This is a genomic window from Bacillus cereus group sp. BfR-BA-01316 (genome assembly GCF_022664195.1).
Lineage (GTDB): Bacteria > Bacillota > Bacilli > Bacillales > Bacillaceae_G > Bacillus_A.
This window is the reverse complement of record NZ_JAKUGX010000044.1, coordinates 1-14,883: the sequence shown is the minus strand read 5'-3', so window position 1 is coordinate 14,883 and position 14,883 is coordinate 1. Positions and strand designations below refer to the sequence as shown.

Here is a 14,883-nt window from a genome sequence, read left to right as displayed (position 1 = left end):
GTTACTTATTACGTTTAATATAGTCTAATAAACGTTCAATATCCCATGTGTTAATCACGTTATCTTTTTGAATCCAACCTTTACGTGCTGCCGCTACACCTGTTTCCATATCTTCTAACATTTCAAGTGTATGAGCATCCGTATTAATCGCTACTTTTACACCAGCATCTTGTGCTTGTTTTAATAATTTCGCACTTAAATCTAGACGGTTTGGATTTGCATTTAATTCTAAAACTGTATTTGTTTCTTTTGCGAGCTGGATTAATAAATCTGTATCTACATCGTAACCCTCGCGGCGCCCAAGAAGACGTCCTGTCGGATGAGCAATCATCGTGACATGCTCATTCTCAAGTGCAGTGCGAAGACGTTTCATAATCGTTTCACGGTCTTGTGAGAAGCTAGAATGAATCGCTCCAATAACATAATCTAGTTCTGCTAATACTTCATCTTCAAAATCAAGTGTCGCATCTGGTAAAATGTCCATTTCAATCCCGCGCAAAATTGTAATGTCTGGATACTTTTCATTCATACGTTCAATTTCTTTCGCTTGTTCACGCAGACGCTCTTTCGTTAAACCGTTCGCTACTTTCAAGTATTGCGAGTGATCAGTAATTGCCATAAATTTATACCCACGAGCACGACATGCTTGTACCATTTCCTCAATTGAAAAAGCACCGTCACTCCATGTTGTATGCATATGTAAATCACCTTGTATATCAGAGAACTGAATTAAGTTCGGATACTCTTTAATTAATTCAATTTCTTTTCCATCTTCACGCACTTCTGGTGGGATGAATGGAAGGCCAAAGTGGGCGAAGAATGCTTCTTCTGTTTCGAATGTTTTCACTTCACCTGTCTCTAAGATTTCCACACCATATTCACTAATTTTCTCGCCTCTATCTTTCGCGATTTGGCGCATTTTTACGTTATGGTCTTTTGATCCTGTGAAATGGTGAAGCGTTGTAATAAACTCTTCTGGTTTTACAAGACGGAAATCAATTGAAATATCATATTCATATTGAAGACGAACAGATACCTTCGTATCCCCGCTCGCAATCACTTCAATCATATTATCAAATTGTAGTAAATGTTCACGTACTACTGCTGGCTCTGTCGTTGCAATGATGAAATCTAAGTCCTTCACTGTCTCACGAACACGGCGCAAACTACCAGCGCGTGAGAAGCGAATTACTTCAGCAACATTCGACAATTTCTCCTCTATTTCCCCGGCAATAGGCAATACCATCGCAATTGGTAAACGCTCTGGACGAGAGCCTACTTGATCAATTGCTTCTAATATTTTCTCTTCTGTTTTCTTACCGAATCCCGCTAAAGCTTGTACTTTATTTTCTTCACAGGCTTTTTGCAATGTTTCCATATCAATAACACCAAGCTCTTTATACAACTTCGCTACTTTTTTGCCACCAAGCCCTGGTAATTTTAATAACGGTAATAAGCTGCTCGGTACTTCTTTTTCAAGCTCCTGTAATACTTCAGATGTTCCCGATTCTATATATTCTTGAATAACAGCCGCTGTTCCTTTTCCGATGCCTGGAATCTTTGTAAAATCTTCAATTTCAGAAAGACTGCGATCGTCGCTTTCTAGCGCTGCTGCCGCTTTACGAAATGCTGATATTTTAAATGGATTTGCACCCTTTAACTCCATAAAAAGGCCGATTGTCTCTAATAATTTAATAACTTGTTTTTTATTTATTTTCATGATTCTCCCGCCTTTCGTTCATAGAAAAAAACTCCTCTTTCTGAAAAAAGAGAAGTTATACTCTGCTACCTGTCTGCCATAGTTCCTTCACCTTTTCAGAAAGAATCGGTGTATCGTCTACAATTATTTTGCTAATTGATGATTTTTGTAATGGTGTTTGTATTTGTTCAATTGGAAGAATTGATCCAACAATAATTAAGACAAACAGAATGATATACACTTCTAAAAAGCCAAGAAGTGCCCCAGCAACCGCATTGACTTGCTTTAAAACTGGGATTTCTGCAAACATATTCAGTAAATTACCAAGTAGTGAAAGTGCGATTTTTGTAATAATAAATAATACAATAAACGCAATTGCTTGATAGAAGACACCCTCAATATTATTCGCATCTATCCATTCGGGAACAGACACATTCTTATCAAATGGATACGGAATAATTTTCGCAAGTGCTGGCGCTAAATCTTTACAGTACCAGTATGCAACGAGGTATGCGATAATAAAGCTTGTTAACTTTACAAGTTGCAAAATAAATCCTCTGCGTAAACCGAGGAAAAATCCCATAACAAGCAATAAAATGATAATAATATCAATCATGTTATTCAATTCCTTTTTGTGTCATACTTTCTTTCAATTTCTCATGTTCTTCTTTTAATTTTATGTAATCGTGTATGACGTTTACCGCCGTCAATACCGCTAGTCTACTCGTATCAAGCGAAGGATTCTTGGCATTGAGTTCGCGCATTTTATCATCCACAATCGCTGCTACCATGCGGATATGACTTGTACTTTCATCGCCAACAACTGAATATTGTTGACCATATATTTCTACATTAATTCGACTTTTATTTCCCTTTTGTTGTGACAACTCACCGGCCTCCAATCACGTACAGAATCCTAAAGTTTATCATACCATGAACCATCATAATATGGAAACAGAAAGAACAATCCGATATGATAAAAATAACAATATTAAAAAAGGAGCGACCATTTTGTCAAATTCTATCGTAATACAGACAAGTTCTAGTGCAATTGAAGACATGAAACAACAGTATAAACAAGCGCTTAGCCCGAAAATTCCGCAAGGCGGTGTCTTCATGGCAAAGGTACCATCTTGCACGATTACAGCATATAAATCAGGCAAAGTAATGTTCCAAGGGGGCCGTGCCGAAGCAGAGGCCGCTCGTTGGCAAACTGTCTCTCAAACACCAAAATCAGCTGTAAAAAAATCGGCCAATTCGCACCAATATGCACCACCTTCTTCTATTGGCACAATGTCGATTTTAGGGTCCGATGAAGTAGGTACTGGAGATTTCTTTGGACCGATGACAGTTGTTGCTGTATATGTGGATGCAAAGCAAATTCCACTTTTAAAAGAACTTGGTGTAAAAGACTCCAAAAACTTAAACGATGCTCAAATTACTGAAATTGCAAAACAACTCCTTCACGTTGTTCCTTATAGCTCTCTCGTTCTTCATAATGAAAAATATAATGAGCTATTTGATAAAGGAAACAACCAAGGTAAACTGAAAGCTTTACTACACAATAAAGCCATCACAAACTTATTAGCAAAAATCGCACCTACAAAACCAGAAGGTATCTTAATCGATCAATTTACACAACCTGATACATACTATAAATATTTAGCGAAACAAAAACAGGTACAGCGTGAAAACGTTTATTTCGCTACAAAAGGCGAAAGTGTCCATTTAGCAGTAGCTGCTGCTTCTATTTTAGCTCGTTACTCATTCGTAAAACAGTTTGACGAACTAAGCAAAAAAGCTGGTATGCCACTTCCAAAAGGTGCTGGTAAACAAGTTGATATCGCTGCTGCTAAATTAATTCAAAAGCTTGGTAAAGAACGATTGCCTGAATTTGTAAAACTGCATTTTGCTAATACGGAAAAGGCGTTTCGTTTGTTGAAAAGATAACTACTTTTTAGTATCGACAGGATATGGATGAACTAAACAAGGCGAAAAGAATTGAATTCTTTTCGCCTTGTTTGAATGAAAAATGGGTAAATAGGATCTCACACGTTCCTATTTTCGTCGCATATCAATATATTTCAATTTCAGCCGATATACATTCATTTACTATTCACCTAAAAAAGAGAGTCTCCATGACTCCCTTTTTATGTTTAACTTCGCTTCTGCTTCTTATTTGATGAAGGTACTTTATGAGAACCCGTTTCATGCGTAGTTGTTCCTTGTCCTTCCACCTCTGGAGAACCTAGGCTTGATCTAGAATGATCTGTTTTCACTTTTTTACTCATTGCACTCACCCCCAAGCTTACTTTTTACTTAAGGGTAAAAAACTATTCAACATAACAATCTGAACAGACACTCGCTACTCTTTTACTCTCGTGTCTGTTTTTCACTAATGTCCCATAGACGTTTTGCGGCATCCTTATCCAAGGCGGCTTCAGACGTTTTTCCTATTTGCTTATCGGCATAGTAACAGCCACTATGGTCAATGAATCGATTTGATTCTGCTAGCCATATTAAAGTTTCAGCACCTTCCTCGGGTGTACGAGAGAAAGGTTTCATTGCTGCCATAGTTAAGCGAGCAACCAGACCATTGTCCTGGTTAAAATTCGTATCCACTAGCCCCGGGTCAAAGCTATAAGCACTAACACCCGTTCCCTCCAACCGCTGTGCCAATTCAGAGGTGAATAAAATGTTAGCTAGTTTTGTTTGCGCATAACGCATTGTAGGACCGCCCATGAACTTCTTAACACCGAGATAAAGTTGTTCTGCATCTAGATCACCGAAATCAATTCCCTTTTTAGCCATTTTGTGACCGTGAGATGCAGTGGTAATGACACGAGCAGGAGCACTTTCTTTTAAACGCTCCAACAACAAATTAGTGAGTAAGAATGGACCTAAATGGTTTACCGCCCAGGTCATCTCCAAACCGTCCTCCGTAAGCTTCCTTGTTTGAAATAAAGCACCAGCATTATTCACTAATATATCTATTCTCGGACACCTTTCCAAAATATCAGTAGCTACCCGGCGTATAGATTGTTGGGAAGCCATATCAGCTAAAAATAGATCTATCATCGCATCCCCATTCGTTACATCCTTAATTTGAGCAATAGCAGCATTCGCTTTTTCCTCGTTACGTGCAATGATTCCTAGTTTGGCACCGCGCTCTGCAAATGCCTTAGCTGCCGCTAATCCAATACCACTTGTTGCACCAGTAATCACCACATACTTGTCATGCAGTGTCCACTTTGTATGACTTGGAATCTCCCCCATCGAGCCAAAACCCCTTTCCCTTGCCCATAAATATTTCATTCGTTTTACTATATGTGAGATACGAACGAACCTATGAACAACATTTTTCCAAACAAAAAAAGCGAGAGCAGTTGCTCTCGCTTTTTTTGTTTTTAGAATTCAGAAGAACCTGGAGTTCTTGGGAATGGAATTACGTCACGGATGTTAGCCATACCAGTGATGTACATTAGGAAGCGCTCGAAACCTAGACCGAATCCAGCGTGTTTTGTACCGCCGTATTTTCTAAGTTCTAAGTACCACCAGTAGTCTTCTTCGTTCATACCTAATTCTTTAATTCTGTCTACTAAAACGTCCATTCTTTCTTCACGTTGGCTACCACCGATTAATTCACCGATGCCAGGAACTAGAAGGTCAGTAGCAGCTACTGTTTTACCATCTTCGTTCATACGCATGTAGAATGCTTTAATATCTTTCGGATAGTCAGTTACGAATACAGGGCGTTTGAAGATTTCTTCTGATAAGAATCTTTCGTGCTCTGTTTGTAAGTCAATACCCCATTCTACTGGGTATTTGAATTCAGCACCTGATTCTTGAAGCACTTTAATTGCTTCTGTGTATGTGATACGACCGAAGTCAGAGTTGATTACGTTGTTCATGCGCTCTAGAACTGTTTTATCAACGAAACTGTTGAAGAAATCCATTTCTTCTGGTGCATGCTCTAGTACGTATTTCATTGCATATTTCAGCATATCTTCTGTAAGATCCATTACATCGCCTAATTCAGCGAATGCAATCTCAGGCTCAACCATCCAGAACTCAGCTGCGTGACGAGTTGTGTTTGAGTTTTCTGCACGGAATGTAGGTCCGAATGTGTACACATCACGGAACGCTAATGCATAAGCTTCAGCATTCAGCTGTCCACTTACTGTTAAGTTCGTTTCTTTGCCGAAGAAGTCTTTTGATTCATCAACTTGTCCGTCTTCACCTTTTGGTACGTTGTTTAAATCTTGCGTTGTTACGCGGAACATTTCACCTGCACCTTCTGTATCACTACCAGTGATAATCGGTGTGTGAACATGTACAAATCCACGCTCTTGGAAGAATTGGTGAATTGCAAATGCTGCGATAGAACGCACGCGGAATGTTGCTGAGAATGCATTTGTTCTTGGACGTAAGTGAGCGATTGTACGTAAGTATTCAAACGTGTGACGCTTCTTTTGAAGTGGGTAATCAGAATCTGATAAGCCCTCGATATCAATTTTTTCTGCTTTAATTTCAAATGGTTGCTTCGCTCCAGGTGTTGCAATTACTTTACCTTCTACTTTAACTGAAGAGCTTAGTGGAAGCTTTGCAATTTCTTTGAAGTTCTCTAATTCTGTATCGAAAACGATTTGAACACCTTTGAAGAAGCTACCGTCGTTTAATTCGATGAAACCAAATGCTTTTGAATCACGTAAGTTACGAATCCAACCCGATACTTGTACTGTTTGATCTGCGTATTTATCTGTATCTCTATACAGACTTTTTACTAATGTGTTTTCCATAGTAAAATTCTCCTTTGCTGATATATTTAAATACAAAAAAACCTTTCATCCATAAAGGGACGAAAGGTTAAACTTCGCGGTACCACCCAATTTGTCATAAAGACCAACTTTAACTCGTATGTAATACATACTTCCCGGTTTGTAACAGGCCGGATTCCCGTCTAAGTCTACTCTTGAATACAAGTTTCAATTTCGGTTAGCAACTCCAAGGTGTTCTTCACATATACCGCCTCATCAGGCTCTCACCGTCCCTGACTCGCTTTGGATTATAGTATATACTACTTTTCCTTATCATCGTCTTTCGTTTTGTTAAACTAAAATTAATGTACTACATTCGAGGGAAAGATGCAAGATGCCTTGATATATATCAGCGATTTTTATAATTTATCGACCACAACTTCAAATTTATCGGCGATTCGACATAGAATATCGACTTACCGGCATCTTTCAACAACCATTCTAATAAAAAAACTGCCGGGAAAATTCCGGCAGCTGTTTTTATCCCGCATTAACGGGCAGTAAAACTCCCACCTCAAACTTTTGCTGTAGCAAAGGAGCTAGGTGGAAGATTAACTGCCTGTAAAAGCCCGATTGGTGTGGGCTAATAATCAGAGGGGATGACTCCCCTCTGATTAAAGTTTCACTTTATTACTTACGTAACTCCGCACCAAATTTTTCTTCTACCGCTGTTAATACACGGCTATGTGCTTCTGTTACTTCTTCGTCTGTTAATGTACGTTCTGCATCGAAGTAGTTCATAGAGAATGCAAGTGATTTCTTGCCTTCTTCCATTTTTTCACCTTCGTATAAGTCGAATAGTGTTACTTCTTTTAGAAGTTCTCCGCCAGCTTCAGCAATTACTTGCTTCATTTCACCAGCTTTTGTATTTGTTGTTACGACAACAGCCATATCACGTGTCATAGATGGGAAACGTGGAATTGCTGAGTAGTAAGTTTCCTCGGCGTCTGCACCGAATACTTTTGCAAGAGATAATTCGAATACGAATGTATTTTTCACATCTAATTGTTTTTCTGTTTCCGGGTGCAGTTGACCGATGAATCCGATTGCTTCACCATCTAATACGATGTCAGCTGTACGGCCTGGGTGCATACCTTCACGTTTTGCTGGTGCATAAGTGATTTGGTTTGCAACGCCCAGTACGTCGAATAATCCTTCTAATACACCTTTAACAACGAAGAAGTCTACAACTTTCTTCTCACCTTGCCATGCATGGTGAAGAGCAAGACCTGTCATAACACCTGCAAGATGTTGTTCTTCTTTCGGAAGTTCTCCTGCCTCTGTTGGTAAGAAGATAGAACCTACTTCATATAATGCAACGCTGTCGTTTTTACGTGCAACATTGTATGAAACTGCTTCTAACAATTGTGGCACTAAGCTTAAACGAAGTTGGCTACGCTCTTCGCTCATTGGAAGCGCAAGATTGACAGGGGCTTTTTCGTTCGGCTCAACCATATATTGTTTCGCTTTGTCAGCACTTGTTAATGAATATGTGATTGCTTCATATAAACCAGCACCTTCTAAGAAGCGGCGTACTTTACGACGTTTCGTTTGCGCTGATGTTAATTTACCACGTGTCATCGTTCCAGCAGGTAATGTAACTGGAATGTGATCATAACCGTACAGACGACCTACTTCTTCTACTAAGTCTTCTGAAATTGTAATGTCAGGACGACGTGCTGGTACATTCACATGGAATGTTCCTTCTACTTCTGTGAATGGGAATTTTAAGTTTGTGAACATTGTACCCATTTCACTCGCAGAAATATCTGTACCTAATACACGGTTTACTTTCTCAGCTGTAACAGATACTGTACGTTCTTGTACTTGTAAGTTATCAGCTTCTACTACACCTTCAAGTGCTTCTCCGCCAGCGTATTTTGCCATTAAAGCAGCTGCGTGTTGAATTGCTTCAAATGTACGTGTTGGGTCGATTCCTTTTTCAAAACGTGCACTTGATTCGCTACGAAGACCTAAGTCTTTTGATGTACGGCGCACTGTTTGACCTGCAAAGTATGCAGACTCAATTAGAACGTTTACTGTCTCGCTATCAACTTCAGAATCCGCTCCGCCCATTACACCAGCAACAGCTAATGCTTTTTCACCGTTTGTAATAACAAGGTGGTGGCTTTGTAACGTACGTTCTTGAGCATCTAATGTTTGAATCTTTTCGTCTTCTTTAGCTAGGCGAACAACGATTTCTTTTGAACCTAATTTATCGTAATCGAATGCATGTAACGGCTGACCGTATTCCATTAAAATGTAGTTTGTAATATCAACTACGTTGCTAATTGGACGAATGCCAGCTGCCATAAGGCGAGTTTGCATCCACATTGGTGATGGACCAATCTTTACGTTCTTCACCATTTTTGCAATATATAACGGATTTTCTTCTTTCGCTTCTACACTTACAGAAATGTAATCAGATGTTTTTTCTTCTGTTTCTTGTAAGTTGATAGCTGGAAGTTTCACTTCACGACCATAAATAGCAGCGACTTCATATGCAACACCTAACATGTTTAAGCAATCTGCACGGTTTGGTGTTAAACCAAGCTCAAGTACTTCATCATGTAAATTTAAAATTTCAAGTGCATCTGCACCAACTTCAGCATCACTTGGGAAGATGAAGATACCGTCTGCATATTCTTTCGCAACGAGTTTCCCATCAATACCAAGCTCTTGAAGAGCACAAACCATACCGTGAGAAGCTTCCCCGCGTAGTTTTGCTTTTTTAATTTTGAAGTTACCAGGAAGTACAGCGCCAACTTTTGCAACTGGTACTTTTAAACCTTTTGCAATGTTAGCAGCACCACAAATAATTTGAACTGGCTCTTCTTCACCGATGTCGATTAAGCATTTGTTTAATTTATCAGCTTCTGGGTGTTTTTCACATTCTAATACGTGACCAACTACAACACCTTTTACACCTTTATTTAATAATTCAACACCTTCTACTTCAATACCACTTTTCGTGATTTTGTCTGCTAGTTCTTGTGCTGTTACATCTTTAATATCTACATACTCTTGTAACCAACGATATGATACGAACATATTTATCCTCTCCTTCCCTTACGCTCGTTTGAATTGTTGTAAGAAACGTACATCATTTGTATAGAAATGACGAATGTCGTCTACGCCGTATTTCAACATTGCGATACGCTCTGCGCCCATACCGAATGCGAAACCTTGATATTCTTTTGAATCATAACCAGCCATTTCAAGTACGTTCGGATGAACCATACCTGCGCCTAAAATTTCAATCCAGCCAGTCCCTTTACAAGTACCGCAACCTTTACCGTGACACATCATACAAGAAATATCCATCTCTACAGATGGCTCTGTGAATGGGAAGAAACTTGGACGAAGACGGATTTCACGATCTTCACCGAACATCTTCTTCACGAAAACTTGCAGTGTACCTTTTAAGTCACTCATGCGAATGTTTTTATCAATTACAAGACCTTCAATTTGCATGAATTGGTGTGAATGCGTCGCATCATCGTCATCGCGGCGATACACTTTACCAGGACAAATAATTTTGATTGGGCCTTTTTCTTTGTTATTTTCCATCGTACGTGCTTGCACAGAAGATGTATGCGTACGTAGTAACGTTTCTTCTGTAATGTAGAATGTATCTTGCATATCACGCGCTGGGTGATCTTTCGGTAAGTTTAATGCTTCGAAGTTGTAGTAGTCTTTTTCTACTTCTGTTCCTTCAGCTACTTCATAACCCATACCGATGAATACATCTTCAATTTGTTCAACAACTGATGTTAACGGATGGTGACAACCTGTTTCAACAGGACGACCTGGCAGTGTAACATCAATTGTTTCAGTAGCTAATTTTGCTTCGATTACTGCTTTTTCTAAGTTGCTAATTTTGTCTTCTAGACGCGTTTGAATCGCTTCACGTACTTCATTTACTAATGCTCCCATACGTGGACGCTCTTCTGCTGATAATTTTCCCATGCCGCGTAATACTTCTGTAATTGGGCCTTTTTTTCCTAAATACGCTACGCGTACGTCGTTTAAGCCCTTTAGCTCTTTCGCTTCTTCAATAAGCTCTAACGCTTTTTGCTTTAGCTCTTTTAAACGTGCTTCCATTTGGAACCCTCCTAATTTTAAAAATAAAAAAACCTCGCTCCCAAAAAGGGACGAGGTAAATTCGCGGTACCACCCTAAATTGACAGAACAAGTCTGCCCACTCATTAGTTATAACGATCAATTCTGACCGGAACGCCTTTACATATAAATGGTCCTGGCGCCAACTCCAGAGGTGAATTCACTTCCATCTACCATAAGAATGCTTTCAGTCTACGGCACTCTCTCCCTATATGGCGATTTTGTAAGCTACTCTTCTCTATCAACGTTTTTCGTTATTTAACTTTTATTGTATGTTCATTACAAACATATACTTCAACTTATTATAAGAAGTTTTTTATTTGTTCGCAACTGGGCTTTGTAAATAATAAGTTAAAATCCCTGCTGCAACCGCAACATTTAATGATTCTGCCCCGCCGTAAATCGGAATATACAAGTTTTGATCACTTTTCGCAAGAATTTCTTGGCGTACGCCGCTTCCTTCATTTCCTACAATTAATGCAAAACTTCCAGCCGGGGTTACTTCACCAAATGGAACTCCATTTTCAAGAGCTGTTCCATATACAGGGACGTTATTTTCTTTTAACTTGTCTACCCATTCTTCTAAGTTCCCTTTTACAACCGGTAAGTGGAAAATAGAACCTTGTGTAGATCGTAGTACTTTACTATTATAAACATCAACGCACCCTTCTCCAAGCACAACGGCATGAATACCAGCTGCATCAGCTGTACGAATAATCGTTCCCAAATTACCTGGGTCTTGAAGGCCGTCTAATAAAAGAAATTTCCCATCAGTAAGAGCTACTTCTTTCTCATGTTTCTCACAAACAGCAAATACACCTTGCGTTGTTTCTGTTTCGCGAAGTACTTTTACAATTGCTTCAGGCACGATATACATTTCAACATCATTAACTGTCCAATCTTTCGGTAAGTCCGTCTGATCCGAAGCGATAAGTTCTGTTACAACTCCTGCCTTTAAAGCTTCCTCTACTAAGTGGAACCCTTCAACAAAGAACAACCCTTGCTTATCGCGTTCTTTTTTCGTTTGCAGCTTTTTCCACTGCTTCACACGCGGATTTTGTACTGAATCAATGTTTTTCATAATATGTAATTCCCTCTCTTCTTGTCTTATCATTATAGCCTATTTTTCATACATATTTACATAAAAAAGAACAAAAACTAACGTCAGTTTCAATTCTGAAGAAGAGGTGAAAGTGATGAATTTTAATCTACGCGGCGCTGTGTTAGCGAATGTATCTGGAAATTCACAAGATCAATTACAAGAAACGATTGTCGATGCAATTCAAAGCGGTGAAGAAAAAATGCTTCCAGGTCTTGGTGTTTTATTCGAAGTCATTTGGAAAAATGCTGATGAAAATGAAAAACACGAAATGTTAGGAACACTGGAGCAAGGATTAAAAAAATAAGCAATAAAAGGTCACCTTAGAAAAAACTAGGGTGATCTTTTATGTCTATAAAATTTTTCTTCTCCTAAACATTTCTACTTTACTAACGCTACTTGATGGAGTACAATGTTCAAAATACATTTAAACCGATCGATTTTCTTCATATACACCATTAGATAAAGTGAAACTTTAATCAGTGGGGTTTTGTCCATCCCCACTGATTATTAGTTGAACCAATCGGGCTTTTACGGGCAGTCAATCTCCTACCTAACTTCCTCGCATTCGCCAAATTTTGAGGTGGGAGTCTTACTGCCCGTTAAATCGGGATAAAAGGAGTGAATGTTTTATGCACCGTATTACGCTTGAACAAATTTTCAAACATCACATTACACAAAAATACGTAAACCGTTCTGGAATGGTCCACGCGATTGCTGTCGCTTACCATGCGTTTCACTTAGCTAAAAAGTATCACGCCTCAGTCGATGCTGCGACAAAGGCTGGCTTCCTTCATGATATCGGACATCACACATGGTACAGTGAGGGAGAATGGGACTATGACTTGTATAAAAAGAATGATATACATGCGATTAAAGGAGCAGAAAGAGCTCATAAGTTATTAATCCGATTAGGAGAACATCCGAAGCAAGCAAAAGAAATTTCTGTTGCAATTCTATTGCACACTGATTCTTTCTTAGTAGAACAAACACTTGAGAGAACTCCACTTCAAAACATTATTAAATGGGCAGATGAAGCAGACGAAGAGCCAGGCGGAGCACACCATTACCGAACTATTTCTTATGAAAAAGCACTAAAAGCAATGCAGCAGTTAGATCGATTGGTAGAGCGTGAATTGCAAATAGAGCAATCGAAATCGAATAACAAAACAGAACATAGTTATCAATGAGAAAGAGGCATCACTACAGAGTGATACCTCTTTTATTATTTTTACTAATCATGTAACAAGAAGTGCAATTTTAAAAATTCTAACTTTGTATGTAATATTTGAGCATAACATTATAAATAATAATACCTTATAATTACATATAAGAATATAAAAGAGGTGATTTTATACATGCAATCCACTACACAACTTCCATATGAACAGAAACACTCCATGTCATGGGGGCAATTTATTAGCTCTGTCTTATTTGCTTTTTTTGGAACCGGACTTATCACTTTATTTCTAGCATTACCTTTAATGATTTATACAGCTGGTCTCACAAATAAAAAGCAAATAGCCTTATATGATTCTATTGCAAATACTACAAGTATCGCATTGCAACTAGGGATTTTATTGTTCTTCATTTTTAAATACGAACCTGCAAAAAGACTATTACTAGAGGCATTTAACTTTAGGGCACTCAAAGAATGGCGTACATACATATACTTGCTCCTTTTTTTCGCGTTAAATATTCTTCTTAATTTCATCATGTTAAATTATGTATTCCAAGACGCAACGAAACAACAATCTTCTGCACTAAACTTAGAAGTTTTTAATCAATATCAAACATTACTACTTATTGGCTTTGCAATACTCACACCAATTTTTGAAGAACTCATTTTCCGTGGCTTCATACTTCGCTTCTTATCAGAGCGTTTTCCATTTTGGATTGCAGCAGTCTTAACGAGTTTCTTCTTCGGTATCGCACACACATACTCACTTGGAGTAATGGTAATCACCTTCTTCATGGGACTTTTAATGGCTATTCTATGTAAGAAAACAAATTCTATTATTCCAGCTATGCTATTTCATATTATGAATAATATGTTCGCCTTTTTAGTATAAAGAGAGGTATCATCCCGATACCTCTCTTTACTCTTTTATAACAACTTCAAAATCTTCTTCTGTTAACACTTTTCGATCATTCGTATCGTTACTACTAATTTCTATCAAATTATATATATTTATTAATAATATCCAAAATAAACCTCATGTAGTAAAATATAACTTGATTAATATAAAGGAGTTTACATATGTTCAGTATTATTTGGATGCTTTTTATGCCACTTCTCTTATTATGCGGAATTACTGGTGGTATTTTTTTAGTAGTAACCGGAATTATTCATCGTAAATCCCTTGCTATCTTAGTGGGGATTATTTGCTTCTCATTCGTTATAATGCCTTTTATTTTTTTGAACAAAGGTATAAACGGAGAGAACGTTCTTCATATTCCAACTGTTCTATATTGGATGTTTTTCTCTCTAGCTGGTTTATTAGCAGGAATCAATGGGGCACGTTCAAAAATTAATAGTATACGCAACATGGGATTTATTATTTTCTCGATAGGACTGTTCGCAGCTATTTGTTGGCAGCTCATGTCTATGCCTGATTCATTTTTCATTCGTTAAGGAGTTATTACACATGGAATCTACCGGATTATTTATTTGGCTTATCTTAGCCCCTATTTTATTGTTATGTGAAATCATCGTTGGTATTTTTTTAATTGCTGCCGGAATTAAATATCGTAAATTACTTACCATTATAGCCGGATTGATTAGCGTATTATTTATCGTTGTTCCTGTCATTTGTATAGGAATCGGAATAGATTTAGAGCAAAAACTCCTAATTTCAGGAACTTTATATTGGAGCTTCTTCCTTTTAGCTGGACTATTGGCTATTATAAGCGGGAGACAATTAACACATATTCGTTCTATGGGGATAATTTTGTTTATAACGGGATTATGCTCTTTGACTGCTTATCATCTTTTATATCTAACTACATAAACCAAATAGAAAAGCAGGGGAATTATAATCTGTACCCTTTGTAAAGGACATTTTGAAAAAAGTTAGGCAACATCAAGAAGATGATTTCTGTATCCAACAGGAGTCATCTTTTTTAAATTCCATTGATATCTATAA

The 14,883-nt window shown here is 38.1% G+C and carries 16 protein-coding genes and 2 other annotated features; of the genes, 6 read left to right on the top strand and 10 right to left on the bottom strand.

Annotated features, from left to right (window positions below):
- Position 1: 1 nt before the first annotated feature.
- From polX to zapA, 3 genes are read right to left on the bottom strand one after another with little or no spacing between them, the layout of a single operon-like run.
- On the bottom strand, positions 2-1,720 hold the full coding sequence (gene polX, locus MR071_RS23315) for a DNA polymerase/3'-5' exonuclease PolX (protein ID WP_105587958.1): 1,719 nt from the start codon (positions 1,718-1,720) through the stop codon (positions 2-4).
- 55 nt (positions 1,721-1,775) lie between these two features.
- Complete coding sequence (locus MR071_RS23310; protein ID WP_002015450.1) at positions 1,776-2,315, bottom strand: CvpA family protein; 540 nt, start codon at positions 2,313-2,315, stop codon at positions 1,776-1,778.
- 1 nt (position 2,316) lies between these two features.
- Positions 2,317-2,586: a cell division protein ZapA gene (gene zapA / locus MR071_RS23305; RefSeq protein ID WP_002112165.1), complete on the bottom strand. Its 270-nt coding sequence runs from the start codon at positions 2,584-2,586 to the stop codon at positions 2,317-2,319.
- 124 nt (positions 2,587-2,710) lie between these two features.
- Here zapA and rnhC point away from each other — a divergent pair, with 124 nt between their 5' ends.
- The gene (gene rnhC, locus MR071_RS23300; protein ID WP_105587957.1) at positions 2,711-3,649 is read left to right on the top strand and encodes a ribonuclease HIII; all 939 of its coding nucleotides are present in this window, start codon (positions 2,711-2,713) and stop codon (positions 3,647-3,649) included.
- A 206-nt stretch (positions 3,650-3,855) separates the two neighbouring features.
- On the opposite strand, the gene MR071_RS23295 is transcribed toward rnhC, so the two are convergent.
- The 6 genes from MR071_RS23295 to MR071_RS23270 form a co-directional block, all read right to left on the bottom strand.
- Entirely contained in the window at positions 3,856-3,990 is a 135-nt protein-coding gene (locus tag MR071_RS23295; protein ID WP_105587956.1) for a YuzL family protein, read from the bottom strand.
- An 82-nt stretch (positions 3,991-4,072) separates the two neighbouring features.
- Positions 4,073-4,975, bottom strand: a complete 903-nt coding sequence (locus tag MR071_RS23290) for an SDR family oxidoreductase (RefSeq protein WP_105587955.1) — start codon at positions 4,973-4,975, stop codon at positions 4,073-4,075.
- Positions 4,976-5,106: 131 nt separating this feature from the next.
- Positions 5,107-6,498, bottom strand: a complete 1,392-nt coding sequence (gene asnS, locus MR071_RS23285) for an asparagine--tRNA ligase (RefSeq protein WP_105587954.1) — start codon at positions 6,496-6,498, stop codon at positions 5,107-5,109.
- A 52-nt stretch (positions 6,499-6,550) separates the two neighbouring features.
- Positions 6,551-6,802, bottom strand: a binding site (T-box leader).
- Positions 6,803-7,146: 344 nt separating this feature from the next.
- Positions 7,147-9,567, bottom strand: coding sequence for a phenylalanine--tRNA ligase subunit beta (gene pheT / locus MR071_RS23280; RefSeq protein ID WP_242238107.1), 2,421 nt, complete (start codon positions 9,565-9,567; stop codon positions 7,147-7,149).
- A gap of 18 nt (positions 9,568-9,585) precedes the next feature.
- Complete coding sequence (pheS, locus tag MR071_RS23275; RefSeq protein WP_105587952.1) at positions 9,586-10,620, bottom strand: phenylalanine--tRNA ligase subunit alpha; 1,035 nt, start codon at positions 10,618-10,620, stop codon at positions 9,586-9,588.
- A gap of 43 nt (positions 10,621-10,663) precedes the next feature.
- Positions 10,664-10,892 (bottom strand) — a binding site (T-box leader).
- 62 nt (positions 10,893-10,954) lie between these two features.
- A complete protein-coding gene (locus tag MR071_RS23270; RefSeq protein WP_142395944.1) occupies positions 10,955-11,752 on the bottom strand; it encodes a TrmH family RNA methyltransferase in 798 nt (265 codons plus the stop codon).
- A gap of 82 nt (positions 11,753-11,834) precedes the next feature.
- On the opposite strand from MR071_RS23270, the gene sspI reads away from it, so the two are divergent.
- The 5 genes from sspI (at position 11,835) to MR071_RS23245 (ending at position 14,748) form a co-directional block, all read left to right on the top strand.
- Positions 11,835-12,044, top strand: coding sequence for a small acid-soluble spore protein SspI (gene sspI / locus MR071_RS23265; RefSeq protein WP_088034070.1), 210 nt, complete (start codon positions 11,835-11,837; stop codon positions 12,042-12,044).
- Positions 12,045-12,369: 325 nt separating this feature from the next.
- Positions 12,370-12,927 carry an HD domain-containing protein gene (locus tag MR071_RS23260; RefSeq protein ID WP_105587950.1) on the top strand — a complete coding sequence of 186 codons (558 nt, stop codon included), beginning with the start codon at positions 12,370-12,372 and terminating at the stop codon, positions 12,925-12,927.
- A gap of 168 nt (positions 12,928-13,095) precedes the next feature.
- The gene (locus MR071_RS23255) at positions 13,096-13,809 is read left to right on the top strand and encodes a CPBP family intramembrane glutamic endopeptidase (RefSeq protein WP_002145450.1); all 714 of its coding nucleotides are present in this window, start codon (positions 13,096-13,098) and stop codon (positions 13,807-13,809) included.
- A 188-nt stretch (positions 13,810-13,997) separates the two neighbouring features.
- Complete coding sequence (locus MR071_RS23250; protein WP_242238106.1) at positions 13,998-14,372, top strand: ammonia permease; 375 nt, start codon at positions 13,998-14,000, stop codon at positions 14,370-14,372.
- A gap of 13 nt (positions 14,373-14,385) precedes the next feature.
- Positions 14,386-14,748, top strand: a complete 363-nt coding sequence (locus tag MR071_RS23245) for an ammonia permease (RefSeq protein WP_105587948.1) — start codon at positions 14,386-14,388, stop codon at positions 14,746-14,748.
- Positions 14,749-14,810: 62 nt separating this feature from the next.
- On the opposite strand, the gene MR071_RS25885 is transcribed toward MR071_RS23245, so the two are convergent.
- Positions 14,811-14,883 (bottom strand): IS3 family transposase (locus MR071_RS25885; RefSeq protein WP_325782561.1); only part of this gene is annotated, 73 nt, incomplete at its 5' end.

What these genes read in the sequence shown, in the direction of transcription:
- polX (WP_105587958.1), bottom strand. Translation starts at nt 1,720, where the DNA reads ATGAAAATAAATAAAAAACAAGTTATTAAATTATTAGAGACAATCGGC.
- MR071_RS23310 (WP_002015450.1), bottom strand. Translation starts at nt 2,315, where the DNA reads ATGATTGATATTATTATCATTTTATTGCTTGTTATGGGATTTTTCCTC.
- MR071_RS23295 (WP_105587956.1), bottom strand. Translation starts at nt 3,990, where the DNA reads ATGAGTAAAAAAGTGAAAACAGATCATTCTAGATCAAGCCTAGGTTCT.
- MR071_RS23290 (WP_105587955.1), bottom strand. Translation starts at nt 4,975, where the DNA reads ATGGGGGAGATTCCAAGTCATACAAAGTGGACACTGCATGACAAGTAT.
- asnS (WP_105587954.1), bottom strand. Translation starts at nt 6,498, where the DNA reads ATGGAAAACACATTAGTAAAAAGTCTGTATAGAGATACAGATAAATAC.
- pheT (WP_242238107.1), bottom strand. Translation starts at nt 9,567, where the DNA reads ATGTTCGTATCATATCGTTGGTTACAAGAGTATGTAGATATTAAAGAT.
- pheS (WP_105587952.1), bottom strand. Translation starts at nt 10,620, where the DNA reads ATGGAAGCACGTTTAAAAGAGCTAAAGCAAAAAGCGTTAGAGCTTATT.
- MR071_RS23270 (WP_142395944.1), bottom strand. Translation starts at nt 11,752, where the DNA reads ATGATAAGACAAGAAGAGAGGGAATTACATATTATGAAAAACATTGAT.
- sspI (WP_088034070.1), top strand. Translation starts at nt 11,835, where the DNA reads ATGAATTTTAATCTACGCGGCGCTGTGTTAGCGAATGTATCTGGAAAT.
- MR071_RS23260 (WP_105587950.1), top strand. Translation starts at nt 12,370, where the DNA reads ATGCACCGTATTACGCTTGAACAAATTTTCAAACATCACATTACACAA.
- MR071_RS23255 (WP_002145450.1), top strand. Translation starts at nt 13,096, where the DNA reads ATGCAATCCACTACACAACTTCCATATGAACAGAAACACTCCATGTCA.
- MR071_RS23250 (WP_242238106.1), top strand. Translation starts at nt 13,998, where the DNA reads ATGTTCAGTATTATTTGGATGCTTTTTATGCCACTTCTCTTATTATGC.
- MR071_RS23245 (WP_105587948.1), top strand. Translation starts at nt 14,386, where the DNA reads ATGGAATCTACCGGATTATTTATTTGGCTTATCTTAGCCCCTATTTTA.